The 24056-nt window shown below is 63.4% G+C and carries 24 protein-coding genes and 1 tRNA gene; 9 read left to right on the top strand and 16 right to left on the bottom strand.

Translation table 11 applies throughout. From position 1 onward, the window contains the following. Positions 1 to 6: 6 nt before the first annotated feature. Positions 7 to 399 carry a DUF3054 domain-containing protein gene (locus tag JTF07_RS18375; RefSeq protein ID WP_204235667.1) on the top strand — a complete coding sequence of 131 codons (393 nt, stop codon included), beginning with the start codon at positions 7 to 9 and terminating at the stop codon, positions 397 to 399. A gap of 39 nt (positions 400 to 438) precedes the next feature. Here JTF07_RS18375 and arc read toward each other — a convergent pair whose 3' ends face one another. The 3 genes from arc to JTF07_RS18390 are packed head-to-tail and all read right to left on the bottom strand — an operon-like array spanning position 439 to position 4362. Continuing rightward, positions 439 to 2091, bottom strand: coding sequence for a proteasome ATPase (gene arc, locus JTF07_RS18380; RefSeq protein WP_204235668.1), 1653 nt, complete (start codon positions 2089 to 2091; stop codon positions 439 to 441). Beyond that, a complete protein-coding gene (locus JTF07_RS18385; protein WP_204235669.1) occupies positions 2088 to 3155 on the bottom strand; it encodes a tRNA (adenine-N1)-methyltransferase in 1068 nt (355 codons plus the stop codon). The genes arc and JTF07_RS18385 overlap by 4 nt, the downstream gene beginning before the upstream one ends. 46 nt (positions 3156 to 3201) lie before the next feature. Next, the gene (locus tag JTF07_RS18390) at positions 3202 to 4362 is read right to left on the bottom strand and encodes a site-2 protease family protein (RefSeq protein ID WP_204235670.1); all 1161 of its coding nucleotides are present in this window, start codon (positions 4360 to 4362) and stop codon (positions 3202 to 3204) included. Between the two features lie 106 nt (positions 4363 to 4468). Here JTF07_RS18390 and JTF07_RS18395 point away from each other — a divergent pair, with 106 nt between their 5' ends. Further along, complete coding sequence (locus JTF07_RS18395) at positions 4469 to 5278, top strand: RecB family exonuclease (protein WP_204235671.1); 810 nt, start codon at positions 4469 to 4471, stop codon at positions 5276 to 5278. Here JTF07_RS18395 and JTF07_RS18400 read toward each other — a convergent pair. Continuing rightward, on the bottom strand, positions 5256 to 5915 hold the full coding sequence (locus tag JTF07_RS18400; protein WP_252199937.1) for an HAD family hydrolase: 660 nt from the start codon (positions 5913 to 5915) through the stop codon (positions 5256 to 5258). The two genes, JTF07_RS18395 and JTF07_RS18400, sit on opposite strands and share 23 nt — an antisense overlap. 22 nt (positions 5916 to 5937) lie before the next feature. On the opposite strand from JTF07_RS18400, the gene JTF07_RS18405 reads away from it, so the two are divergent. Next, the gene (locus JTF07_RS18405) at positions 5938 to 6768 is read left to right on the top strand and encodes a proteasome assembly chaperone family protein (RefSeq protein ID WP_204235673.1); all 831 of its coding nucleotides are present in this window, start codon (positions 5938 to 5940) and stop codon (positions 6766 to 6768) included. 11 nt (positions 6769 to 6779) lie between these two features. On the opposite strand, the gene mshC is transcribed toward JTF07_RS18405, so the two are convergent. Genes mshC through JTF07_RS18420 form a run of 3 tightly spaced genes read right to left on the bottom strand, consistent with a single transcriptional unit; the run spans position 6780 to position 9483 of the window. Further along, positions 6780 to 8039: a cysteine--1-D-myo-inosityl 2-amino-2-deoxy-alpha-D-glucopyranoside ligase gene (gene mshC / locus JTF07_RS18410; protein WP_204235674.1), complete on the bottom strand. Its 1260-nt coding sequence runs from the start codon at positions 8037 to 8039 to the stop codon at positions 6780 to 6782. 60 nt (positions 8040 to 8099) lie between these two features. Further along, positions 8100 to 8912: an SCO1664 family protein gene (locus tag JTF07_RS18415; protein WP_204235675.1), complete on the bottom strand. Its 813-nt coding sequence runs from the start codon at positions 8910 to 8912 to the stop codon at positions 8100 to 8102. A 7-nt stretch (positions 8913 to 8919) separates the two neighbouring features. Then, entirely contained in the window at positions 8920 to 9483 is a 564-nt protein-coding gene (locus JTF07_RS18420) for a DUF3090 domain-containing protein (RefSeq protein WP_143921690.1), read from the bottom strand. A gap of 57 nt (positions 9484 to 9540) precedes the next feature. Between JTF07_RS18420 and JTF07_RS18425 the strand changes: the two genes are divergently transcribed. Then, the gene (locus JTF07_RS18425) at positions 9541 to 9822 is read left to right on the top strand and encodes a hypothetical protein (protein WP_198396201.1); all 282 of its coding nucleotides are present in this window, start codon (positions 9541 to 9543) and stop codon (positions 9820 to 9822) included. Positions 9823 to 9846: 24 nt separating this feature from the next. Here JTF07_RS18425 and JTF07_RS18430 read toward each other — a convergent pair whose 3' ends face one another. After that, a complete protein-coding gene (locus tag JTF07_RS18430) occupies positions 9847 to 10749 on the bottom strand; it encodes an aldo/keto reductase (protein ID WP_204235676.1) in 903 nt (300 codons plus the stop codon). 69 nt (positions 10750 to 10818) lie between these two features. Here JTF07_RS18430 and JTF07_RS18435 point away from each other — a divergent pair, with 69 nt between their 5' ends. Then, entirely contained in the window at positions 10819 to 11652 is an 834-nt protein-coding gene (locus tag JTF07_RS18435; RefSeq protein ID WP_204235677.1) for an undecaprenyl-diphosphate phosphatase, read from the top strand. Between the two features lie 40 nt (positions 11653 to 11692). Here the strand turns inward: JTF07_RS18435 and JTF07_RS18440 are convergent, their stop codons facing one another. Next, a complete protein-coding gene (locus JTF07_RS18440) occupies positions 11693 to 12397 on the bottom strand; it encodes a histidine phosphatase family protein (RefSeq protein WP_204235678.1) in 705 nt (234 codons plus the stop codon). 37 nt (positions 12398 to 12434) lie between these two features. Here JTF07_RS18440 and JTF07_RS18445 point away from each other — a divergent pair, with 37 nt between their 5' ends. Next, the gene (locus JTF07_RS18445; protein WP_232488267.1) at positions 12435 to 12638 is read left to right on the top strand and encodes a DUF5703 family protein; all 204 of its coding nucleotides are present in this window, start codon (positions 12435 to 12437) and stop codon (positions 12636 to 12638) included. A gap of 10 nt (positions 12639 to 12648) precedes the next feature. Continuing rightward, a complete protein-coding gene (locus tag JTF07_RS20995; RefSeq protein WP_204235679.1) occupies positions 12649 to 13626 on the top strand; it encodes a DMT family transporter in 978 nt (325 codons plus the stop codon). Here the strand turns inward: JTF07_RS20995 and JTF07_RS18455 are convergent. From JTF07_RS18455 to JTF07_RS18475, 5 genes are all read right to left on the bottom strand, one after another. Continuing rightward, the gene (locus JTF07_RS18455) at positions 13580 to 14887 is read right to left on the bottom strand and encodes a M20/M25/M40 family metallo-hydrolase (protein ID WP_204235680.1); all 1308 of its coding nucleotides are present in this window, start codon (positions 14885 to 14887) and stop codon (positions 13580 to 13582) included. The two genes, JTF07_RS20995 and JTF07_RS18455, sit on opposite strands and share 47 nt — an antisense overlap. A 186-nt stretch (positions 14888 to 15073) precedes the next feature. Next, positions 15074 to 15161: transfer RNA gene (locus JTF07_RS18460), tRNA-Leu, on the bottom strand. A gap of 115 nt (positions 15162 to 15276) precedes the next feature. After that, the gene (locus JTF07_RS18465; protein WP_252199938.1) at positions 15277 to 16134 is read right to left on the bottom strand and encodes a MaoC family dehydratase; all 858 of its coding nucleotides are present in this window, start codon (positions 16132 to 16134) and stop codon (positions 15277 to 15279) included. Beyond that, the gene (locus tag JTF07_RS18470) at positions 16131 to 17483 is read right to left on the bottom strand and encodes a 3-oxoacyl-ACP reductase (RefSeq protein ID WP_204235681.1); all 1353 of its coding nucleotides are present in this window, start codon (positions 17481 to 17483) and stop codon (positions 16131 to 16133) included. The genes JTF07_RS18465 and JTF07_RS18470 overlap by 4 nt, the downstream gene beginning before the upstream one ends. Continuing rightward, positions 17480 to 18769, bottom strand: a complete 1290-nt coding sequence (locus JTF07_RS18475) for an acetyl-CoA C-acetyltransferase (RefSeq protein ID WP_204235682.1) — start codon at positions 18767 to 18769, stop codon at positions 17480 to 17482. Before JTF07_RS18475 ends, JTF07_RS18470 begins: the two co-directional genes overlap by 4 nt. A gap of 58 nt (positions 18770 to 18827) precedes the next feature. Between JTF07_RS18475 and JTF07_RS18480 the strand changes: the two genes are divergently transcribed. Further along, positions 18828 to 19415: a TetR/AcrR family transcriptional regulator gene (locus JTF07_RS18480; RefSeq protein ID WP_204235683.1), complete on the top strand. Its 588-nt coding sequence runs from the start codon at positions 18828 to 18830 to the stop codon at positions 19413 to 19415. Next, a complete protein-coding gene (locus JTF07_RS18485) occupies positions 19412 to 21478 on the top strand; it encodes an acyl-CoA dehydrogenase family protein (protein WP_204235684.1) in 2067 nt (688 codons plus the stop codon). The genes JTF07_RS18480 and JTF07_RS18485 overlap by 4 nt, the downstream gene beginning before the upstream one ends. 143 nt (positions 21479 to 21621) lie before the next feature. Here the strand turns inward: JTF07_RS18485 and metX are convergent, their stop codons facing one another. Continuing rightward, a complete protein-coding gene (gene metX / locus JTF07_RS18490; RefSeq protein WP_204235685.1) occupies positions 21622 to 22656 on the bottom strand; it encodes a homoserine O-acetyltransferase MetX in 1035 nt (344 codons plus the stop codon). A 1-nt stretch (position 22657) separates the two neighbouring features. Next, positions 22658 to 23980, bottom strand: coding sequence for an O-acetylhomoserine aminocarboxypropyltransferase/cysteine synthase family protein (locus JTF07_RS18495; RefSeq protein ID WP_204235686.1), 1323 nt, complete (start codon positions 23978 to 23980; stop codon positions 22658 to 22660). Positions 23981 to 24056 lie beyond the last annotated feature (76 nt).

Consider the following 24056-nt stretch of genomic DNA (forward strand, 5'->3'; position numbering starts at 1 on the left):
GGGGACGTGGCTGCGAAGAAATCTCATCTCCCGATCGCGTTGATCGTCGACCTCGTCCTGGTCGTCCTATTCACCATCATCGGTCATTACACACATTCTCATAATTTCGATCCTCAGGGGCTTCTGACCACAGCGTGGCCGTTCCTGGCCGGACTCGGCATCGCCTGGCTGCTGTCGGCTGTCTGGGATCGCCCGATTGCGCCGCTGGCGACGGGAACTGCCGTGTGGGCGATCACTGTGCTGGTCGGCATGGTCCTCCGCGCGCTCACGGGCGCAGGAACCGAAGGACCATTCGTCGTCGTCGCTGCCAGCCTCAACCTCATCACCCTGGTCGGGTGGCGGCTCATCGCCACAGCTGTGACCGGCGGCACCACCAGCTCACGCCGACGCCGCCGCTGATCCGCACCGGGCCGGCCCGGGCAGGTCCAGAGAGCCGGCTCAGACCAGGTCTGAGTTCGGATACACCTCGGCGATATCCCTCTCAAGCGGAAGCGCAGGAGCTCCACGCGTCGTATCCAGATGCATCATCCGCAGATGTGTCACCCGCTCGCCCTTGCGACCGGAGATCCGCGCCCATTCGTCGGGGTTCGTCGTATTGGGCAGATCCTCATGCTCGCTGAATTCCTCGGCGATGGCCTCGTCGAAGTGCTTCGGCTGGAGACCGCGTTCACCGGTTTCCAGCAGCGATTTGATCGCGCTCTTCTTGGCCCGGTCCACGATGTTGTGGATCATGGCTCCGGAGGCGAAGTCCGCGAAGTGGAGAACTTCCTTCGCACCGTCGGCATAGGTGACCTCGACGAATTCGTTCTCCGGTGACAGTGCATACATGCGGTCGACACAGAACGAGATCAGGGCCGACACCCCCTCGGCGGGGGTCTCATGCCCGGTCTGCACGCTCGCATGCAGCGGAAGTTCTGCGGTGAGGTACTTCTCGAAGATGTCGCGAGCCGCATCGGCATCGGGACGTTCGATGCGGATCTTCACGTCGAGGCGGCCCGGACGCAGGATTGCGGGGTCGATGAGGTCTTCGCGGTTCGACGCGCCGATCACGATGACGTTGTCGAGCTGTTCGACACCGTCGATCTCGGTCAGCAGCTGCGGCACGATGGTCGTCTCCACGTCCGAGGACTTGCCGGTACCACGGGTGCGGAACAGGGACTCCATCTCGTCGAAGAAGACGACGACGGGGAATCCTGCCGACGCTTTCTCCCTGGCCCGGGCGAAGATGAGACGAAGCTGACGTTCGGTCTCGCCGACGTACTTGTCGAGCAGCTCCGGGCCCTTGATGTTGAGGAAGTAGGTCTTGCGGGACTGACCGGCACCGGTCCGGTCGGCCAGAGAATTGGCCACAGCCTTCGCGATCAGGGTCTTGCCACAGCCGGGTGGGCCGTAGAGCAGGATGCCCTTCGGCGGCTTGAGACCGTGCTCGGTGTAGAGCTGCGGGTGCTCGAAGGGCAGTTCCACTGCGTCCTTGATCTGGCCGATCTGATCGGCCAGCCCACCGATGTCGGAGTAGGTGATGTCCGGGACCTCTTCGAGCAGAAGCGAAGAGACCTCCGGCTTCTCAACGACCTGAAGGGCATAGTGTGTGCGGGAGTCGACGACCACGGCATCGCCGATGCGCAGGCCGGCATCGACAAGGTCCTTGCCGAGGATGAAGACCTGTTCGTCGTCGCCGGGAGCACCGACGAGGATCCGGGTGTCGTCGACGAATTCGCGCACATTGACGACGGAGCCGACCGGGGCGAAGGACCCTGTCCCGATGATGACAAGACCTTCCGAGAGCAGGACATCGGCACCGGCACGCAGGTGCGCCGGCTCTACTTCAGGTCCGACGGCGACGCGCATTCTGCGGCCGCCGACGATGACGTCGGCGTTCAGCCCCGATTCACCGAGAGCGATGAGTGTGCCCCAGTTGTTGGGCGGCTCCGTCAGTCGACGGGCTTCCTCCTTGATCCGGTTCAGCTCATCTCGTGCTGTACGCAGGGTCTTCGACAGGGCTTCATTGCGTTTCCCGGCGCTGAAGAGCTGTTGGCGCAATGACGCCGTGTCCTCGCGCAGTCGTTTGACTTCGGTCGTGGTTTCGGTCATTGGTCCTCCTTCGACCCGGGGGTGTTCGAGGCTTGGCTGGCTGGCTCTCGGTCGTTGGCTTCGGGTGTCGACGGTTCTTGGTCCAACCGTTTTCCCGCCTCACGCATGACGCGGCGCAGCTTCTTTCCCTGTGCGACTCTGGCTCCGACTGCCTCATCGGTGACTTCCGGCTTCGTCCATGCATCGACGTCTTCGGTCGATGCCGGAGTGCCTTGGGGTCGCTTCTTCTTCTCCAGCGGGGTCACTCCGGGTGCCATGCGGCGGGCGATGACCAGGAAACCGGTGTGTGCGATCATCCGGTGGTCAGGCCGGACTGCAAGCCCATCCACATGCCACCCTCGGACCATGGCCTCCATCGACTGCGGTTCGCTGAAGCAGTCTGTGGCACGCAGTGCTTCGACGAAGCGGGAGAGCTGCGGGACGGTCGCAACGTAGGCGATGACGACTCCCCCGGGTGCCAGTGCGGTGGCGACTGCGTCCAATGTGTTCCATGGCGTGAGCATGTCGAGGACGACCCGGTCGACGGTGCCCGCCTCGTAGGAGCGCGGCAGCTCATCGGAGAGATCGCCCACTGTGACCGACCAGTTATCGGGTCGACCATCGAAGAAGTCTGCGATGTTACCCGCTGCGATGGTGGCGAATTCCTCGCGGAGTTCGAAGGAATGGAGCCTGCCTGTGGGGCCGACTGCCCGCAGCAGAGCCATCGACAGCGCCCCGGAACCGACGCCGGCTTCTACGACCACTGCACCGGGGAAGATATCGCCGAGGGTGACGATGAGCCCCGAGTCCTTGGGGTAGACGACAGCTGCCCCGCGGGGCATGGACAGGACGAAGTCCTCGTAGCGCGGACGGAAGACCTGGAAGTCGATGCCCCCGGTGTTCGCCACGATGATTCCCTCGGTGCGACCGATGATGGCATCGTGTTCGATGAGTCCCTTATGGGTGTGGAACAGCTCTCCGGGAGCCAGCACGATCGTGTGCATTCGGCCCTTGGGGTCGGTGAGCTGAATCTTCTCGCCGGTCTTCAGGGCCCGGTCGGGTTCGGTATGGCTTGCCTCAGTCATGATGCGTCCACTCTACGCTGATGAGAAGTGTCTCAGCACACCCGGTTCAGGCTGCGAGCAGCTCGTCGAAGAATTCCTGCAGATCGATCACGCCGATGAGGGTGTTCTCGTCCATGACCAGGCTGAACTGCGCCTTGGGGCGATGGGTCAGGGACTCGAGCAGGTGCGGTGCCGTGATGTCCTTGGGGACTCCGATCCACCCGGCCAGGGGCCTGGCCACTTCGCCTGCCGGGACCTGGTCGAGCGACTCGGCCAGACGGCCGGCTGCCGCATGCCTGTCGACGAGCCCGTAGGGCAGGCCCTTCTGGTCGAGGACGACGATGAGGGTGCGTTCCTTCGCATTGCCCAGCGTGTTCGCATAGTCGAGTGTGTCGGCCAGATCCGCGTCCCAGGTTGCTGCGATGGCAGGCTGGATGACCTGAGAGAGGTCGTAGGTCTCCATCTTCCGGGCTCGCTTCGCATGAGTCGCGGCGTCCCCTGCGGAGAACCACAGCATGATGGCGATCAGCGACATCCACGCCACGGTCAGCGGATCAGGGCGCTCACCTGCCAGCAGCGGTGTGATGACGGACCAGCCGATGAAGCCGACGGCGATGACTCGACCGACCCAACTGGCGACGATCGTTCCCAGGTACTGCGAACCTGTCAGGCGCCACATCAGAGCCTGCAGCGCCCACCCGCCGTCCAGCGGAATTCCGGGCAGCAGGTTGATGGCACCGAGTGCGACGTTCGCGAATGTCACTGCGATGAGCAGGAGCCATGGAACCGACGTCGGCGAGACCGCGCTCAGACACCACCAGCCCAACAGGGCCAAGACGATGTTGACGATCGGACCGACGATGGAGATGACGAAGCTGGTCAGCGCGGCCTTGTCACGCGGATTCTCCGCCTGAGGTTCGAACCTGGTGAACCCGCCCCAGATATTGAGCTCGATCGCGGCGACCTTGAGTCCGTAGAACTGTCCGGCGACACCGTGCGCCAGTTCGTGGAGGAAGACCGAGCCGAACAGCAGAACCGCATACGCGAACGCGACGAACCAGGCCCAGACACCGAGGTCTGGCCGCACGGTATTCACCCACGGGGCGAACAGAATCGTGATCACGAAAGCGGCGAGGAACCATGACCAGGCCAGGATCACCGGGGCGCCGAGAACAGTGCCAAGGTGCAAGCCCGAAGAGGCACCAGTCTGGTGTTTTTTCGCGGCCATCGATGGAGTTCCTCTAGCTTGGGGTCGGGTTCACTCAGCCTATCAGCGACAGGGTCGCCACCACGGTCTCACGCGTCGTGTCAGACCAAGTCGTTACAGTGGTGACATGGCCGAGCTGATCAGTCTTTCGCCCTCACGGGCCAACGACTTCGTACAATGTCCCCTGAAATTTCGATTCCGCAGCATCGACAAGCTTCCGGAACCGCCTTCGCAGGCCGCTTTCAGAGGAACCGTCGTCCATTCCGTCCTTGAGAAGCTCTTCGAACTCCCCGCGGCACAGCGGACGCAGGATGTCGCCGAGTCCCTGCTTCGTCCCAGCTGGGACGAGCTCGTCGAGAAGGACCCAGCTGTGCTCGAGATCTTCGGCGATGAAGGTGAGAAGGAGACATTCTTCACAACTGCGGGCAAGTTGCTGCAGGCTTACTTCACGCTCGAGTTCCCGGAGCACCTCGAGCCCGATGAGACGGAGAAGTACGTGCGCACACGGCTCGACAACGGCCTTGAGCTGCGGGGCTTCATCGACCGCGTTGATGTCGCACCGGGAGGTGAGAAGCGTCTGGTCGACTACAAGACCGGAAAGCAGCCCAAGCCCCAGTACGGCAGGGAGGCGCATTTCCAGATGGGCTTCTACGCCCTCGTCGAGTACCGCCTCACGGGTGAGCTCGTGCACACGCTCCAGCTCATGTATCTGGGGTCGCAGAGCGTCCTCAAGTCTCACCCCACGATGAGTGACATCGAACGCACGCAGTTCGAGATCGAGTCGATCTGGAAGGACATCATCGCCTCCGCCGAGGCGGACCGCTGGCGCCCGAAGAAGTCACCGCTGTGTAACTGGTGCACGTTCAAACCGCTGTGCCCCGCCTGGGGCAACACTCCCCCGCCGACCCCGGAGATCACACGGATTGTCGGGACGTGAGTTCTCTCAGGTCAGCAATTCCGCGCCCTTCGAGGCTCGACCACAGGATCCGGCCAGGGCGCTCCTCGAGCGTCACCAAGTGGGGAATGCCGATGGCGATGGTGCCTGCTGCCTCCGCGCTGGCGAGTCCGGGTTTCGAATCCTCGAGCGCCACACAGGCTCCCGGGTCGAGCTCAAGCAGTGCCGCTCCCTTGAGATAAGGCTCCGGATCGGGTTTGCCGGCGGTCACCTCGTCACCGGAGATGAGACCGACGAAGCTGCCGTCCGGACATGCTGAGATGACCGCCTCGGCGAGTCGCCGGTAGGACATCGTGACCATCACACAGGGAATGCCGGCGGTGACGATCGCAGCGAGGAATTCGAGAGCTCCGGGACGAAACGGCACTGCTTCCTCGATCTTCGCGACGACCTGGTCGAGCAGGGTGTCGACGATGACGGCTGCCGGAAGGTCGAGTCCGGCCTCCTGCATCATGGCCGCGGAGGTGAGGAGATCGTTGCCCACGAACTCCAGACCCTGTTCTTCGCTCCAGCTGATGCCGTGCGCGTTCATCAGTTCGGTCTCGGCTCTGATCCAATACGGTTCCGTATCAACCAGAGTTCCGTCCATGTCCCAGAGGACTGCGGCAGGATTCGTCATGATTCCAGCGTAATCTTGAAGCATGACTTTTCTTCCATCAGGGTCCGGGGCACTCGTGTTCATCGCCTTCGAAGGACAGGACGCGAATGCCTCCGAGGCCGCCAGTTCACTGGTCAAGGATCTCATCGAGTCATGGCGACTGGACGAGAGTGAGATCTTGGACACCGACGGATTCTACGAGTTCAGATTCTCAGAGCCCGAGATCGTTCGGGACGAAACAGGCCGAGCCACGATCGCATGGCCGGGAATAGAAGTCCATCGGGGGCAGCATCTGGGCATACCGGTCACCGTCATCCAGGGACATGAGCCGGGACTGAAGTGGCGCGAATTCCTCTCGCTCATCCTGTCCGAGGTCACCGCCGAGGATTGTGTGGTCCTCCTCGGAGGTCTGCACGCGGAGGTCCCCCATACGCGTCCTCTGCCTGTCGTCGCGAACACAGAGGATGCAGTGCTCGCCGCAGATCTCAACATCGACGTCAACGGCTATGCGGGACCGATCGGCATCCTCGGCCTCCTCGGCGTCGAATGCGACAGGCGTGGACGCCACGCGATCAACCTGTGGGTCGGTGTGCCCGACTATCTCACCGACTCCCCTTCACCCAAGGCTGAACTGGCCCTGGCCTCAGCGGTGGAGAAGTACACGGGACTCGAGATCGACATTCCCATCCTCGAAGAGGAGAGCCGTGCATGGGAGCTCGGTGCCGATGAGTTGGTCGCGAACAACCCGCACCTCGTCGAACTGCTCAAGGGACTCGAACAGCTCAACGATTCCACGGAGCTGCCCGAAGCCAGCGGCGATGCGATCGCCGCCGAGTTCGAACGCTACCTGCGCAAACGCGGTCGCGAGAAGTAGAGAGCTCCGGCTCAGCTGTGCAGATCGAGGCCGAGCAGGGCATCGACGGCGTCCGCGACCCGGTCACCGCACACCGGTGCGGTCTCGGCGGCAGGTGAGTCCGCATAGTGCTCGGCCCACTCGTCGAGGATTCCCAACGCACGGGGGCTGTCGAGGTCATCGGCCAAAGACTCACGCAGCAGACCGATGATGTGTCCGCGCAGCCCCTCTCGACATTCGGCTTCGCACATTGCCGCATGCTTCCACGCCTGCAGTCGCGCCGAGGCGGATTCGAGCAGATCGTCGGTGAAGATCCAGTCGCTGCGGTAGTGGTTGGACAGCAGCACTGTGCGAATGACCATCGGATCGACGCCCTGTTCGCGCAGCTTCGAGACGAGGACCAGGTTGCCCTTGGACTTGCTCATCTTCTCGCCCTGGTAGCCGACCATGCCTGTGTGCATATAGGTCCGGGCCAGCGGGGTCTGCTTCCAAGCCGCCGCATGAGCTGCGCTCATCTCGTGGTGTGGGAACACCAGGTCGCTGCCGCCGCCCTGAACGTCGACGGGCAGTCCCGCGTAGTTGTTGGCGATGACGGTGCATTCGATGTGCCAGCCCGGGCGCCCCGGCCCGAGTTTCCCGCCGTCCCAGGACGGCTCGCCCTCGCGTGCGGCCTTCCACAGCAGAGGATCGATCTGATTGTCTTTGCCCGGTGTGTCCGGGTCGCCGCCGCGCTCGGCCGACAGCTTGGCCATCGTGGCCTTGTCATCGTGGCTGACGCTGCCGAAGGGCGGATTGATCGGAGTTGAGACGCGGTAGTACACGTCACCGTTGTCGAGGGTGTAGGCAGCCCGCGACTCGACGAGGTCCTCGACCGCTGCGACGATCTGTTCGACTGACTCCACGACGCCGATGTAGCTCTGCGGCGGAAGCACGCGCAGCGCCGTCATGTCTTCGCGGAACAGCTCGATCTGGGACTCTGCGAGTTCACGCCAATCGACTCCGGTGGCGTTGGCCCGTTCGAGCAGGGGGTCATCGACATCGGTGGTGTTCTGCACATAGACGACGTCGAGCCCCGCATCACGCCACACCCTGTTCAAAAGGTCGAAGGCGACATAGGTCGCCGCGTGACCGAGATGGGTGGCGTCGTACGGGGTGATTCCACATACATAGAGACCGGCCGCCTGGTCACGCCCTTTGAGTCTGCGTGGGCTCCGGGTGCCGGTGTCGAATACTGTCGGCACCTTTCCGGAGCTGGTGAGGCGGGGTAGCTGAGGTTCGGACCATGACTTCACGGAGACCAGCCTAACGGAGTCATAGCAGAACGGCACCTCCGACCTCAGGCGGTGCCGTCTCTAGATCGGCGGCCAAGGAATGACGGTCCGATCCTGCGGCGGATCGGGGAACGTTCCGGCCTCTCCCAGATGCTCCGCCCGGGCGCGCAGGCTCTCGATCTCTGCCTCGTCCAAAGACTCGTCCAACACGGTCCGCAGCTCCGTGGGCATTCGGACCACCTCGTCGAGGGCGTCGATCTCTTCGGCCCGGAACGACTGATGAGAGAAACCCCACAGCACGGTGCGCACCTTCTCCTCGGCGTGGAACGTCAGACCGTTGTCGATTCCGTAGGTGCCGATGCTGGCCGCACCGCTGCCCGGCAGGTAGCTGCCGGTGATGATGTGGCCCGCCTTCCGGTCGGCATTGTTCGCGAGGAGGTCGAAGAAGGCGATCGCCCGCAGCCCCTCCCTTGTGTCGTGGGAGAGCACCAGATCGGTGCCATCCTCAGTCCGCAGGGCGAACATCGGAGTGTGATCGGCAGGGATGCCGTCGACCCCGGTGAGGGCGACGGCATCATCGTCCCCGGAGTCCTCGACATAGGCCTGGAGCGACCCTGGCCCCGCTCCGAGGTCTCCCCGCATGACGGTCGGCGGAACCACGTTCAAGTCGAGGTGAGCACTCAGCCGGTAGGACGCCACCTCGCGCAGCGAGAGGGTGTGCGGTGGGAAATCTGCCAGCGGTCGCTCTCCCGATGCCGGTTTGTAGACGGCTTTGAGGTGGGTGCCGGCGTGGTCGACGACCACGAGGCGGGTGTCGTTGCTGGCCCGCGGGATCGCTCCCATGACGGTGCAGGTACCCTGCTCCAGGGCCTGCTGGGCGAAAGCTTCGTGCATGACTCTCTTAAACGCGGGCGATGCCGTTGGCACGGGGGCACAGGTGCCCTTCGGGTTCCAGCGGCAGCGAGCAGAAGGGGCAGTCGCCGCGACCAGCAGAGACGACCTGGTCGGCCCGGCGGGCGAACTCACGTGAGCCGGCGGCGTCGAGAACGATGCGCAGCACCTCTCGCTCGACTTCATCGTCATCCGGTTCTGCAGAGGTGCCCGTCTGAGCATCCTCCTCGGTGAGTTCGAAGCATTCGACCACAAGCTCGTGGGCGACCGTGTCCCAGCCCAGGCTCATGGTGCCGACCCGGAATTCAGGTTCGATCGGGACGTTCAGACCGGCGTTGTCGATGCGTTCGTCGATCGCAGACTGGGGCACTCGCGCCGCGGGATCCTTGACCATGACCATATCGAGAAGTTCGGTGACGCGATCGGCGAGGATTTCGACCTGCTCCTTCTCGACCACCACTGTGGTCAGCGAAGTTCCGGATTTCGCCTGGAGGAGGAACGTTCGCTCGCCGGGCAGACCGATCGTGCCGACGACGAATCGATCTGGGGTGGGGTGGTCGTACAAAGCTGCCATGCCTTCAGCCTAGTTCAAAGACTTACATGTCCGACTTCCCTGGGATACATTTGAGTCATGAGCACTGATCCTCGTGAGGCCCTGGACGCATTCCTCGAAGCAGTGGGTGAACACTTCGCTGCATCCGCACACCGCAATGGAGACCAAGACCCCCGTGTCGAAGCCGCCTACATGGCCTTGGCTGACGCTTTCGAAATCTATGAAGACGCGATCTACACCGCGTACGACGAGGTCACTCCGTTTGAGCTCTTCGATGATGTCGAAGACGCCAAGGAGGATGACGAGAACAACGAACTCGACGGTGACTTCGCCATCGACGAGGACGACGAAGACGACTGAATCAGGTACGAACCGGCTGCGACCTCACGAGATCTGGTCGAGTACCTCGGCGATCTCGGGTTCGAGTTCGATTTCACTGCTGAGCAGCTGAGCCATCTGCTCAGGGGTGCGGGCCGAGACCAATGATGAGGCGACTCCCTGGTATCTGTTGAACGCCAGCGCGATGTCCGTCGTCGTCACTCCCAATGCCGCAGCCGCCTTGCGGACACCTGCCAGCACCCGCGTCGCTCGGTCGTCGAGATAGGCCCCGACATAGTCGGTGAGCTCCCCCACCGCGAAACGTGAGTCCTGTGGAGTGCCGCGCCGATATTTGTCGCTCAGCACTCCCCTGCCCAGGCCGGCACCGGCGATGAGTCCCACGCCTGCGTAGTTCGCAGCCGGCAGCAGATCGTGCTCTGCCTCCCGGTTGAGCAGGGAGTATTCGGCGATCGCGCAGGCGATCGGCAGACCTGCTCCGCGCATCTCTGCCAACTCCCAACCGGCATGGTGGGACACGCCGACGTAGCGGATCTTGCCCAGCGTCAGCAGCGTATCGATCGCCGAGGCGGTCTCTGCCCTGTCCACCTCAGCATCGAAGACATCGAGGATGAGCATGTCGATGTGGGAACGTCCGGTGGCACTGAGCAGGGCATCGACCTGGTTGAGGATCCGAGCCCTGCCCAGACCCACCTCGATGTGGGATGGCTCACTCATGGACACGCCCACTCGGGCAACCAACACGATCTGCTCAGGAAGACTCAGCTGAGACAGCACCTGAGCCGCGTGCACTCCCGAACTGGGAAGCTCGATGAGGTTCCCACCAGCGTCGACGTACTCATTGACGAGTCGCTGTGCGACTGCGGCGTCGACTCGGTGTCCCCACTCGAATGTGCCGAGACCCACATCGCTGACTTCAAGACCGGTTCTGCCGAGGCGTTGATGCTTCATGATTGTTGAGGTTACCTGATTCGGCGACTACCGTGGTTTCGTTCCCATCCCACTTTCTCAAGGAGACGCATGTACGACTGGCTGGTCGCAGCTGTGCTTGGAATCGTTCAGGCACTGACAGAATTTCTGCCGATCTCGTCCTCAGCGCATGTGCGCATCGTCGGTGAATTCATGTTGCCGGGCCAGGATCCGGGCGCGTTCTTCACCGCGATCATCCAGATCGGCACCGAGGCGGCTGTCGTCGTGTACTTCTGGCGCGACATCGTCTCCATCATCTCGAAGTGGTGCAAGGCACTGGTCGGCAAACACGACCGCAAGGACCCTGAAGTCCGACTCGGCTGGCTGATCATCGTCGGTTCGATTCCGATCGTCATCCTCGGTCTGCTCTTCCAGGACGCCATCGAGGGTGCCCTGCGCAGCTTGTGGATCACCGCGACCATGCTCATCGTCTTCGGACTCGTCATCGGCCTCGCCGACTGGGTGGGCAAGAGGGAACGCACCCTTGAGGACATGAGCTGGGGCCAGGGCATCGCCTACGGCTTCGCCCAGGCGCTGGCGCTCATCCCCGGTGTCTCCCGCTCCGGCGGCACGATCATGGCCGGACGCTTCATGGGCTTCGACCGTCCTGCCGCCGCCCGCTACTCGTTCCTGCTCGCCATTCCGGCAGTCTTGGGATCCGGTTTCTACAGCGTCTTCCAGACGCTCGGCAGCACGGACATGGTCATCGGCTGGGGACCGACTATCCTGGCCACCATCATCGCCTTCGGACTCGGACTCCTCGTCATCCACTGGTTCCTCGGCTACGTGAAGACCAAGTCCTTCGCGATCTTCGTCTGGTACCGCGTGGCCCTGGGCATCGTGCTCTACATCCTGCTGGGCACCGGAGTCCTCGCCGCCACCTGATCGGCGCCACCTGATCAGTGCTGACTGGCTCGGTTGAGCGTCAGCGCAGTCCGCCGCCGCCGGGTGTGCTCCCTTCGGAGAGCCCGGCTGCGGTGACCGACATCGCCGTCAGGACCGGCCGTGGCCCCGAGAAGTCGATGACGGTGAAGGAGCCCGGGGCAACGCTGATCCGCTGGAAATCATCGAGCGGCATCGCCAGCGCATCGGCAATGATCGCCTTGATGATGTCGCCGTGGGAGACCAGCATCGCCCAACGATCGGCTCTGCCCTGACGATCCTCTGTGCTGTCGCTGCGCTCTTCCTCGTCGCTGCGCTCCTCCGCACGGAGCTCGTCGACGATGGTTCTCACTTGTGACACGGCACGGTCGGCCGCCTCGGCGATGGATTCCCCACCGGGAAAACGCGCCCGCGATGCCTGTTCGACGACGGTCGTCCACAGCTCTTCGTTTCCGAGTTCCTTCAGGCTCCGCCCGGTCCATTCGCCGTAGTCGAGTTCGATGAGGTCATCGACGGCGGCAACAGAGCCGGCGGTGACCGCAGACGCCGCGATCTGAGCCGTCTGCTCACATCGCATGAGGGGTGAATGCAGCAGGCGGGAAAAGTGGCGCTGCGGAAGCATCCGCAGGGTGTCGCGAAGGGCGCTGACACCCTGATCGGTCAGCGACACGCCGGGAGCGCGCCCGGCGAGGATCCCTGCCGTATTCGCACTGGAGACGCCGTGCCGGAGGAGAACGATGACGGGCATGTGACCAACACTAGCCCAGATCGTTTACAGTGGGCCTATGAAGCGTCAGCGTCCCAGCATGGCCTATGAGTTTCGCAAGGTCTCGTTCTCCAGAGAAACACCGCGATCTGTCAGTCTCCAGGAACTCAATGATGAGGCGGAGTACGGCAAATGGGAGCTCGCACGGACCCGGATCTCCGTGGGAGGCACCAAGACCGTCTGGCTGCGTCGTAAGATCATGCCTCTGACGTTGAGCAGCTGACACCGGCCCTGTGAAGTCACCCGCTGCGCTCCTCCCCGTCCTCTTCGCCGGTCTCGTCACCATCGTGGCCGGCGGTGCCATGTCCCTCCAAGGTCGTGCCAACGGCCTGCTCGGTCCGATCCTGGGTCACTCTGTCTTCGCCGCACTCGTCTCGTTCATCATCGGGCTCATCCTCGTGGGCACGGCTCTGCTGTGCTCCTCCCGGTCTCGGGCCAGCGCCAGAATCCTGATCCGACTTCTCCGCACTCAGGCGATGCCGTGGTGGATGCTGCTCGGCGGTCTCAGCGGCGGCCTCGTCGTCATCGCTCAGGCATCCACCGTGCCGATCATGGGCGTCGCGATGTTCACCATGGCCTTCGTCTCCGGCCAGGTGACCGGTGGTCTCGCCGTCGATTCCACACGCCTGCCGCCGGGCGGGAGGCAGCGCCTGACGTTCCTCCGGGTCTTCGGGGTCCTCGTCGTCATCGCCGCCCTGGTCTACGGCGCGTCGGAGCGACTCAACCTGGGAGTGCCGCTCTGGGCCCTGCTGCTGCCCTTCGTCTCTGGCGCCCTGACTTCCGTCCAGCAGGCGTTCAACGGGCGGATCAAAGCCGCCACAGGCTCGGTCATCGTCGCCACCACTGTGAACTTCGCCGTCGGCTTCCTCGCCCTGCTCGCGGCCGCTGGGGTCATCATGCTCTCCGGGGTGACCTGGGCAGGATTCCCGACGGAGCCCACTCAGTGGTGGATGCTGCTCGGTGGTGCTTTCGGCGTCATCTTCATCGGGTTGACCGCGCTGACCGTGGCGAAGCTCGGAGTGCTGCTGCTCAGCCTGTTCTCACTGTTCGGAAATCTCCTCGGCGCGCTCCTGCTCGATCTCCTGCTGCCCTTGCCCGGATCCCTGGTGAGCACCACGACGGTCATCAGTGCCGCCCTGGTGCTCCTCGGGATCGCGATTACGATTATGCCTTCATCAGGAAATCGCCCAGAACCCTCGCCCCGAACTTGAGTGCGGAGATCGGCACTCGCTCGTCGACACCATGGAACATCGCCGGGAAGTCGAGGTCACCGGTCAGCTGCAGCGGCGCAAACCCGTAACCGGTGATGCCCAGCTCTGCCATGGACTTGTTGTCCGTTCCGCCCGACAGCGTATACGGCAGAACCTTCGCTGAGGGGTCGTCATCGAGCAGGCTCTTGCGCATCTGTGCGACCAGCGGCGTGTCGAAGGGCGCCTCCAAAGCATCTCCCTCGTCATTGGCCTCGATGTCGATGCCCTCCCCTGCGAGCTCCTTGATCTTGAGCATCACATCCTCGTGCTGACCTGGCAGGGTCCGGCAGTCGACGTAGGCCGTGGCCGTGCCGGGGATGACGTTGTGCTTGTACCCGGCATTGAGGAATGACGGATTCGACGTGTTCTGCAGCGTCGGGGCGACGAACTTCTCGACAGACCCGAGTTCGGCCAGGAGCTCACCGACCGTATCGGCCCGGAATTCGATGCCGGTGATCTCCGCAACTCCTTCGAGGAGCTGCCTTGTTGCGACCGGAATCTCCTGCGGCCATGGATATTCGCCGATGCGGGCGATGGCTGCGGCAAGCCGGGTGACCGGGTTGTCATCGTTGCGCTGGGAGCCGTGACCCGCCGTGCCGTGGGCGATGAGGTTGAGCCAGGCGAGGCCCTTCTCTGCGGTCTGGACGAGGTACACGCGCTGGCCGCGGACATCGACGGAATAGCCGCCGACCTCGGAGATGGCCTCTGTGGCTCCGGCGAAGAGCTCCGGGTGGTTGCGGACCATATAGCGGGCGCCGTAGTTCCCCCCAGCCTCCTCGTCGGCGAAGAAAGCGATGATGAGGTCTCGGCGCGGACGCAGACCCTGGCGGAGCATATCGCGGACAGCGGCGATGATCATCGCGTCCATGTCCTTCATATCGACGGCTCCCCGACCCCAGAGCAGCTCGTCCTCGATGACACCGGCGAAAGGGTCGACGCTCCAGTCCTCTGCCGCCGCCGGAACCACATCGGTGTGGCCGTGGACGACGAGCGCGTCCGCCTGGGGATCGGTTCCCTTGATCCGGGCGACCAGGGAGGCCCTGCCCGGTTCGGATTCGATGATCGTCGACGTCAGCCCCACCTCGTCGAACCAGCCTGCGATGAGATCCGCGGCTGGCCGTTCGGGGTTGACCTTGTTGCCACCCCAATTCTGTGTGTCGATGCGAATGAGCTGCTGGCACAGAGAGGTGACCTCGGCCTCGGCGGCGCTGAAATCGTACACGGTGTCTCCCGTCGGATAGGTGCAAAGATGCTGACGTGATCCACGTTATAGCACCTGCGGCAGTCCGACCCATGGTGTCCGCCGATCGTGATTTTCGGGTCAGCGCCTCAGCGGGTCACCGTCTCAGCGGCAGGAGTGAATGAGAAATGGCCTCCGGATCAGATCCGGAGGCCATTTCCTCTGTTGTGCGCGAAGGGGGACTTGAACCCCCACGCCCGATAAGTTGGGCACTAGCACCTCAAGCTAGCGCGTCTACCAATTCCGCCACTCGCGCTGGCAACAGAGATTACTTTACACGCGACTTTCGGCCGTGCAAAATCAGATCGGCCGATTGTGACGCACGGCACTCAACTGATTCTGCTGAGGTCCTCACCGGCGCCTGCACAGGCTCATTCACCGAGTTCTGAGACCTCGGAGAGGATGTGCGGTTTGCCGGATTTGAGATCGAAGACGGCGAATTTCGCGGCCTCATGCCTCTGGCCCTCGGTGATGGCGAAGCCAACGGTCGAGGGCAGCAGCACGGGTTTGGCGAACGACACATCCCATCGGTAGGACTCGAGCCTCGTATCGACCGCGGACAGGGCGCGCGAGGCGCCGTACATTCCGTGGGCGATGAGGCGCGGGAAGCCGAAGCCCTTCGCCGCCAATCCGTTGAGGTGGATCGGGTTGTAGTCACCCGAGGCGTGGGCATAGCGCTGGCCGATGATCGGGTCGAGTCGCCACAGTGCACTCGGGGTGGGAGCAGTGAACTCCTCTCGCGGCGGCTGTGGCTTCGCTTCTGCATTGGGCAGCTTCTTGCCCTTGGCCAGATAAGTCGTGGTCTCCCGCATGCGCAGGGCACCCTCAACCTTCGCTTCGACGATGACCTCGATCGTGGTTCCGGCCGAATGCTGGTAAGGACCGGCCAACTCCACATGGAAGTCGACGCTGTCACCGACATGCACGGCGCCGAGGCTGTCGATCCTATTGTGGATATGGACCATGCCCATCATCGGCAGCGGCACCTCAGGATCGCCGAGCAGCTGCATGCTCAGAGGGAATGCGAGGACGTGAAGGTAGCCCGGATGGACGGTGTTGCCCAGCCCGGCACCGATGACGGTGGTGAAACCGGCGTAGGCATCGGCCTCGATCGGCATACTCCGATCCAGGGCACGACTGGGCAGGTCCGGGCTCGTGCGCGTGCCCAAGGGCAGAGCCTTGAGCACGGCCTTCGCATAGAGCGGAAGCATCGAATCCTTCGCCATCATGCACCCACCATGTTCTGGCCGCACACCCGCAGCGTCAGACCGTTGATCCCACGGGCCCCCGCCGAGGCGAGGAATCCGATGGTCTCGGCCACGTCGACGGGCTGTCCACCCTGCTGAAGGCTGGAGAGCCTGCGTGCAACCTGCCTGGTCAAGGCTGGCATCTTGGCTGTCATATCGGTTTCGATGAAGCCGGGAGCCACAGCATTGATCGTTCCTCCACGCTGCGCGAAGTCCGGCGCCGAGGCGGCGGTGAGTCCGATGACTCCGGCCTTCGAGGTTGCGTAGTTCGTCTGCCCGCGGTTGCCTGCGATTCCCGAGGTCGAGGCCAGTGACACGACCTGTGCGCCCTCGGCGAAGAGGCCCTCAGCCTGCAGATGGGCGTTGATGCGGGCTTGGGAGGCGATGTTGACGGCGATGACGGAGTCCCAGCGGGAGGCATCCATATTCGCCAGCATCTTGTCCCGGGTGATTCCGGCATTGTGCACGAGGATGTCGACGGGACCCCCGACTGCCTCGGCAATCTTCTCCGCAGCGGTCTCCGTGGTGATATCGAGCTGGAGCGATCTGCCGCCGACTTCGTTCATCACCTCTGCCAGAGCCTGCCCGGCCTGCGGCATGTCGACGCCGATGAGCTGTGCACCGTCACGGGCCAGGTTGCGCGCAATCGCGGCACCGATTCCCCGGGCGGCACCGGTCACGACTGCGGTGCGTCCTGCCAGCGGGCCGGCTTCACCGGTGGAGAGGAACTCCTTCATCCCCATCGGGGTGCCGGCCTGCGTCGAGACGGTGATGAACTGGCCCGAGACATAGGCTGATTTGCCTGAGAGGAGGAACCAGAGTGCGGTGGACACCGAGGGTGCCTGCACGTCGACGCCGTCGAGGAGGATCCCGTTGGCGGTGGCTCCTCTGCGCATCTCGTGAGCCATGGACCGTGTCAGGCCGGTGATCCCCTGTGTCGCAGCCGCGAGTTCGGGGCTCTGCTGCTGCGGGTTCGGGGCAGCAGAGATCGTGATGACGCGTCCGCAGCGGGCCAGCGACCGCAGAGCAGTTCCGACTTCGAGCACGGTCGCCGACAGGTCGGCGGGCGCGGTGGCTTCGTCGAAGACGGCGATGATGGCTCGCAGGGACTCCCCCGAGGTGGCGTGGCGTCGAACCTCGAGGCCGTTGTCCAACAGCAGGTCGGCCAGCTTCTGCGCCTCGGGTCCGGCGCCGAGTACGAGCACCGGTTTCCGACGGTAGTCCGCCGGAGTTGAGTCGAAGCGGTGCAGTTCGACCGGCTGCGGCAGGCCCAGTGTCTTCGCGACCTGTTTCAGTGGGCCGTTGACCAAGTCCAGGTAGGTGTCTTTCATGCTGCCTCCACAATCGCGGTGAGTCCCTGGCCGCCTGCAGCGCAGATCGAAACCAGCGACCTCTTCTTGCCGGTGAGCTTGAGGTACTTCGCGGTGGAGGCGATGATGCGCCCACCGGTCGCCGCGAACGGGTGTCCGGCGGCGAGGCTTGAGCCGAGCGGATTGAGCTTGGCCCGGTCGATGCTGCCCAGGGCCCCGTCGAGACCGGCCTTGTTTCGGCAGAACTCCTCAGACTCCCACGCTGCCAGATGAGCGAGCACTGTCGAGGCGAAGGCTTCGTGGATCTCGAAGACGTCGAAGTCTTCGAATGTCAGACCGTTACGGGCCAGCAGACGAGGAACCGCGTAAGCGGGAGCCATGAGCAGCCCTTCGGAACCGTCAACGAAGTCGACGGCGGCCACTTCGGCATCGACGAGTCGAGCCAGCGGGGTGTATCCGTGTTCGTTCGCCCAATCTTCACTGCCCAGCAGCACTGAGGAGGCGCCGTCAGTGAGTGGAGTCGAGTTGCCCGCAGTCATCGTTGCCGGGGTCTTCAGGTTGCGACCGAAGACCGGCGCCAGCTTCGCCAGCGATTCGACGCTCGAATCCGGGCGCAGGTTCGTATCGCGACTCACGCCGAGATAGGGAGTCGAGAGATCATCGAAGAAGCCCTCGTCCCAGGCCTGGGCCAGGTTGCGGTGCGAAGCCGCCGCGAGTGCGTCCTGAGCCTCGCGAGTGATCTGCCACTCGGCTGTGGTGATTGCCTGATGCTCCCCCATACTCATACCTGTGCGAGGTTCACCCGTTGAGGGAGCCTGCGGGGCCAGGTATGCCGGACGAATCTGAGCGGCGATCTTAGCCCTCTGGGCCAGCGTCTTCGCCCGCGAGAGTTCGAGCAGAATCTCACGCATCGAATCGTTGACGACGATGGGGGCATCCGAGGTCGAGTCGACGCCCGAGGCGATACCCGACTCGAGCTGACCCGCATTGATCTTATTGTTGAGGCTGACGACGGTCTCAAGACCGGTCGCGCAGGCCTGCCCGACATCGAAGGCCGGAGTAGTCGGCGATAGGGCAGAACCGAGAACAGCCTCGCGGGTCAGGTTGAAGTCCTTCGAGTGTTTGAGGACTGCGCCTCCGGCGACTTCGCCGATGCGTTCTCCGGCGAGCCCGAAGCGAGCGACGAGACCATCGATGGTGCTGGTGAGCATATCGAGATTGCTGGCCTTCGAATACTGCTTGTTCGAGCGAGCGAACGGAATGCGGTTGCCGCCAAGGATGACGGAGCGCTGGGTGGGAGTGGACATTTGCACCTCCGGTATATGGATTTAACTGCTACCGACAGTACCTGATACTGTCTGTCATATGAAATCGCTCACAGATGGTCGTTCCACCCGGTGGCAGCAGCATCGCGACCTCAGACGCCGTGAACTGCTGCGCGCGGTCCGGCATGTCGTCGACGAGCACGGAGACGAACTGTCGATGGAGCAGATTTCGGAATACTCGGGAACGACGAAGTCGGTGCTCTACCGGTATTTCACGGATCGTGCCGGACTGCAGGCGGCAATGGGCGAATGGGCGATGGATGTCATCTCCAAATCACTCGATGACGCAACAGCAGCCTCGGCGCAGGATGCACTGGCGGAGATGATTCACGCCTTCGTCGCGCTCGCTGCAGAGTCACCGAACATCTACCGATTCTGCGATACCGCGGTCAACCGCTTCGCCCCCACAGAGACTGGTGGCTTCTTCAATTCCATCGCCGGCCTTCTGGCCGAGCGGCTCGGTCTCGGAGGATCACAGGGGCAGCTGTGGGCAGCGGGTGCAATTGGCTTCGTGCGCGCTGCAACCGAAAACTGGCTGACCGACCCCAGCCGCCCCGATGAATTCGCCACCGCAATCAGTCAATGGCTCTGGGCCTCGCTGCCCGCAAAACTAGGAGTAGACGAATGAAGCTTTCCCTTGATCCACAGGCGATCAACACCGCACTCGACGGCCAGTGGGCCGAGGCTCGACGCCAGGGGCGCACCCTGGCACTCGAAGAGATCACCCATGAAGACCCGGCCGATGACCTTGAGACCACACGAGCGAAGACGCTCGCCGGGGTGAGGCTCATGGCTGACACCGGACTGCCGATGGTGGCCCTGCCACCCTCCCTCGGCGGGCGCAATAAGCATGCGACCAATATCGCCAGCTTCGAGGAGACCGTCACCGCCTCCCCCAGTCTCCAGGTCAAGGCAGGAGTCCAGTTCGGACTCTTCGGCGGAGCGATCCTGCACCTGGGCAACCCCGAACAGCACGATGCGTGGCTGGTCGCAGCACAGAAGGGCGAACTTCTGGGATCCTTCGCAATGACGGAGATCGGACACGGCTCCGATGTGGCCGCGGTCGGCACTACGGCGACCTATGAGGCCGAGAAGGAAGAGTTCGTCATCAACACGCCCTTCCGTGCCGCGACCAAGGAATACATCGGCAATGCCGCCCGTGATGCACGTGCCGCGGTCGTCTTCGCCCAGCTCATCACCAATGGGGTCAACCATGGTGTGCATGCGTTCTTCGTGCCGATCCGTGATGAGAACGGGAGTGTCCTGTCGGGCATCAGCATCGAAGATGACGGCTATAAGGGTGGGCTCAAGGGCGTCGACAACGGCCGGCTCGTCTTCGAACAGGTTCGCATTCCTCGATTCAATCTTCTCGATCGCTATGGCGCTGTGAATCCCGCGGGCGACTACACCTCCCCCATCGACTCCCCCGGACGTCGCTTCTTCACAATGCTCGGGACTCTCGTCCAGGGCCGTGTCTCCCTCGACGGCGCGGCCATCGTGGCCTCGAAGCTGGCGCTGGACATCGCTGTGCGGTACGGACTCGAACGCAAGCAGTTCACCTCCGTCGACGACATCAACGAGACCACCCTGCTGGACTATCAGCAGCACCAGCGCCGCCTCATGCCAGCCATCGCCTCGGTCTACGCCTCGGCCTTCGCTCACGAGAAGCTGCTCACCTCGTTCGAGGAAGTCTTCTCCGGTGCCGATGAGAGCGAGGAGAATCGGGCTCTGCTCGAAACCCGAGCCGCAGCGTTCAAAGCCGACACGACATGGATGGCCCTCGATGTCATCCAAGAGGCCAGGGAAGCCTGCGGCGGCGCCGGCTACATGGCCGAGAACCGCCTGGTGGGACTGCGCGCCGACCTCGACATCTACGCCACGTTCGAGGGCGACAACACGGTGCTCCTGCAGCTGGCAGCCAAGCGCCTCCTCGGCGACTATGCGAAGGAATTTGCGAACATCGACGTCGGCGGGGCCGCCCGCTACATCGGCACCCAGGCAGCCGAGCACACGCTCTACCGCACCGGACTCGCCAATGCGGGACTCGCCATCTCCGACGTATTCACCCCCAACCTCGGCGAGAAGCGGATCCGCTCCGGACGTCTGCAGCGCTCCCTTCTCGAGACCAGGCTCGAAGTCATGGTCTCCGGACTCGCCCAGGCGCTGCGGCCGGCGATGAAGATGTCGGCCGCCGATGCCGCGGACCTGTTCAACTCCAATCAGCATGAGTTCATCGAGATGGCTCGTGCCTACGTTGAGTTGGAGAAGTGGAAGGCCCTCGACGAGGCGATGAGGGAGCAGCAGGACCCTGACCAGAACAAGCTGTTCCGGCGTCTGCGCGACACCTACGGTCTCAGCCTCATCGAGAAGCACGTGGGCTGGCACCTCATGTACGGTCGTCTGCCGATGCTGCGCGCCCGGCAGCTCAATGAGACGCTGAATCGCCTGTGCGAGAAGCTGTCTGCCAATGCCTTGGATCTGGTGGACGCATTCGGCTATGGCGACGATCACCGCCGTGCCACGATCGCGACCGGTGTCGAGGCTGAGCGACAGGACGAAGCCGCCGACTATTACCGTCACTCCCGTGCACAGGAGGACTATGCGGTACCGGAGAAGCAGCTGCGCAAGGCAGAGAAGGCAGCGCGAAAGGCAGCTGAGAAGGACGGCCGCAAGGCGAAGGCCGGAAGGTAGAAAGCCTGTCAGGCAGTGAGGCCTGACACGTAGGTGAGAGGGCCGTGCGGCGAATCAGCCGCACGGCCCTCTCACGTTGAGCCCGGGGCTGTGTCCAGCACAATCGGAGGCATCTGAGCGCGGTCAGGATCGGAGGACCGCGCTCAGGAACGGAGAAAGTCCTTCAGCGCCGCCGAGACCGCCGCAGTCTCCGTGAGGAAACCGTCGTGACCGACCTCGGATTCGATCACCTGGTGGGTGACGCCTCCGGGCAGATTCTGCGCGAGCAGTTCGACCTGTGCGGTCGGGAACAGCCGATCGGAGGAGACTGAGACGACGAGGTTGTCGGTGCAGGCATCGGCCAAGGCAGTCGCCAAGTCCTGCGAGCGACCGGTGCGCACGTCGTGATCGCGCAGGGCGCGAGAAAGCACGACATAGCTGTGTGGGTCGAATCGGGCAGTGAGCTTCTTCGCCTGGTAGTCGAGATACGAAGTGACCTCGTGATAGTCAGACGATCTGCGCCGGCTGGAGAACCGGTGGTTGAGCTCCACATCATTGCGGTAGGTCAGGTGGGCGATCTGGCGGGCCAGGCCCAACCCTTGTGCAGGGAAGGCGCCGACCGCAGTGTAGTCACCGGAATAGTAGTCGGGGTCGAGCTCGATCGCGCGTTCCTGCATCATCGCCCAGGCGATCTGATCGGCGTCACAGAAGGCCGGCGCTGCGATGATCGCGCACTTCTTCACCTTGCGCTTGTCGAGAAGTGCGAACTCGAGAGCTCTGGCTCCGCCCATCGATCCGCCGATGACGGCGTGCCACGAGTCGATGCCGAGGATCTGTGCGAGATGGTGTTCCAGTCGGGCCATATCGCGGATCGTGACCGCAGGGAATCGTGATCCGTAGGGCAGGCCGTCGGAATAGACAGACTGCGGGCCGGTGGTTCCCGAGCACCCGCCGAGCGAATTCGCACACACCACGAAGTATTCGTCCGTGTCGATCGCCTCGCCCGGGCCGACGACTCCTGCCCACCATTCGGTGACGCTGGTATCGCCGGTCAGAGCGTGTTCGACCAGGATCGCATTGCTGCGGTCCGTGTTGAGTGTGCCGAAGGTCTCATAGGCGACTTCGACAGTCCCGAACGTGTGTCCGGATTCTGTGACGAAGCCCAGAATTCGCTCGACGGAAGTGCTCTGGGTAGTCATGTCAGGCGGCGGCCGATGCCTTCGCTGCGGCAGCAGCGAAGCCCTTGTCGATGTCGGCGATGATGTCGTCGATGCCTTCGAGTCCCACGGAAAGTCGCACGAAGGCGGGGTTCACGCCGGCGGCGATCTGCGCCTCTTCGTCCAGCTGGGCATGGGTTGTCGATGCCGGGTGGATGACCAGCGAGCGGACGTCGCCGATATTGGCCACGTGGGAGTGGAGTTCAAGCGCATTGACGAATGCCACGGCGGCGTCGAAGCCTCCGGCGATGTCGAATCCGAGGACCGATCCGACACCGTTCGGCAGGTACTTCTTGGCTTTATCGTGCCAGGGGCTGGACTCGAGTCCGGCGAAGGCGACCCGGCTGACCTGTTCGTGGTTCTCGAGGTAGGTGGCAACCTTGTTCGCGTTCTCGACATGGCGGTCGATGCGCAGGCTCAGTGTTTCGATTCCCTGGGCGATGAGGAATGCGTTGAACGGGCTGGCTGCCGGTCCGAGGTCGCGCAGACCCTGCACACGGGCTTTGAGGCCGAAGGAGACGTTTGCGCCGAACGGCGAATCCGCGCCGAGATCGCGAGCGTAGACCAGACCGTTGTAGGACTCATCCGGGGTGTTGAAGCCGGGGAACTTCTCCGGCTGCGTGCCGTAGTCGAAGTTTCCGCTGTCGATGACGACACCGGCGATCGAGTTGCCGTGTCCGCCGAGGTATTTCGTGGCCGAGTGGAGGACGACGTCGGCACCGTGCTCGATCGGGCGCACCAGGTAGGGGGTGGCCAGTGTGTTGTCGGTGAAGAGCGGAACACCGGCCCCGTGAGCGACGTCAGCCACAGCGGCAATGTCGAGGACATCGGAGCGGGGGTTGGAGACAACCTCGGCGAAGAAGAGCTTGGTGTTGTCCTGCACTGCTGACTTCCAGCCATCGAGGTCATCGACGTCGACGAACGTAGTCTCGATGCCCAGCTTGCGCAGGGTCACGTGAAGCAGGTTGTAGGTTCCGCCGTAGAGGCTGGAGCTGGCGACGATATGGTCACCGGCCTCGGCGATGTTCGTGATCGCCAGCAGGGCTGCTGACTGTCCCGATGCGGTGAGTACGGCGTGGACGCCGCCTTCGAGGTCGGCGATGCGGTTCTCCACGACCTCAGTGGTCGGGTTGGTGATCCGGGTGTAGATGGGGCCGAGCTCTGCGAGTGCGAAGCGATTCGCGGCAGTCTCGTTGCTGTCGAAGACGAACGAGGTCGTCTGGTGGATGGGCAGTGCGCGGGCCCCGGTGACCGGATCGGGTGTCTGACCGGCGTGGATCTGGCGGGTTTCGAATGACTGAGCCATGATGTCTCCTTCGGATGCGACAGGTTCGCCCGCAATCGTTCATGCGGGTGATGCGAGTGGTGGTGATGGCTCTACT

This window comes from Brevibacterium sp. RIT 803 (assembly GCF_016892625.1).
GTDB lineage: Bacteria > Actinomycetota > Actinomycetes > Actinomycetales > Brevibacteriaceae > Brevibacterium.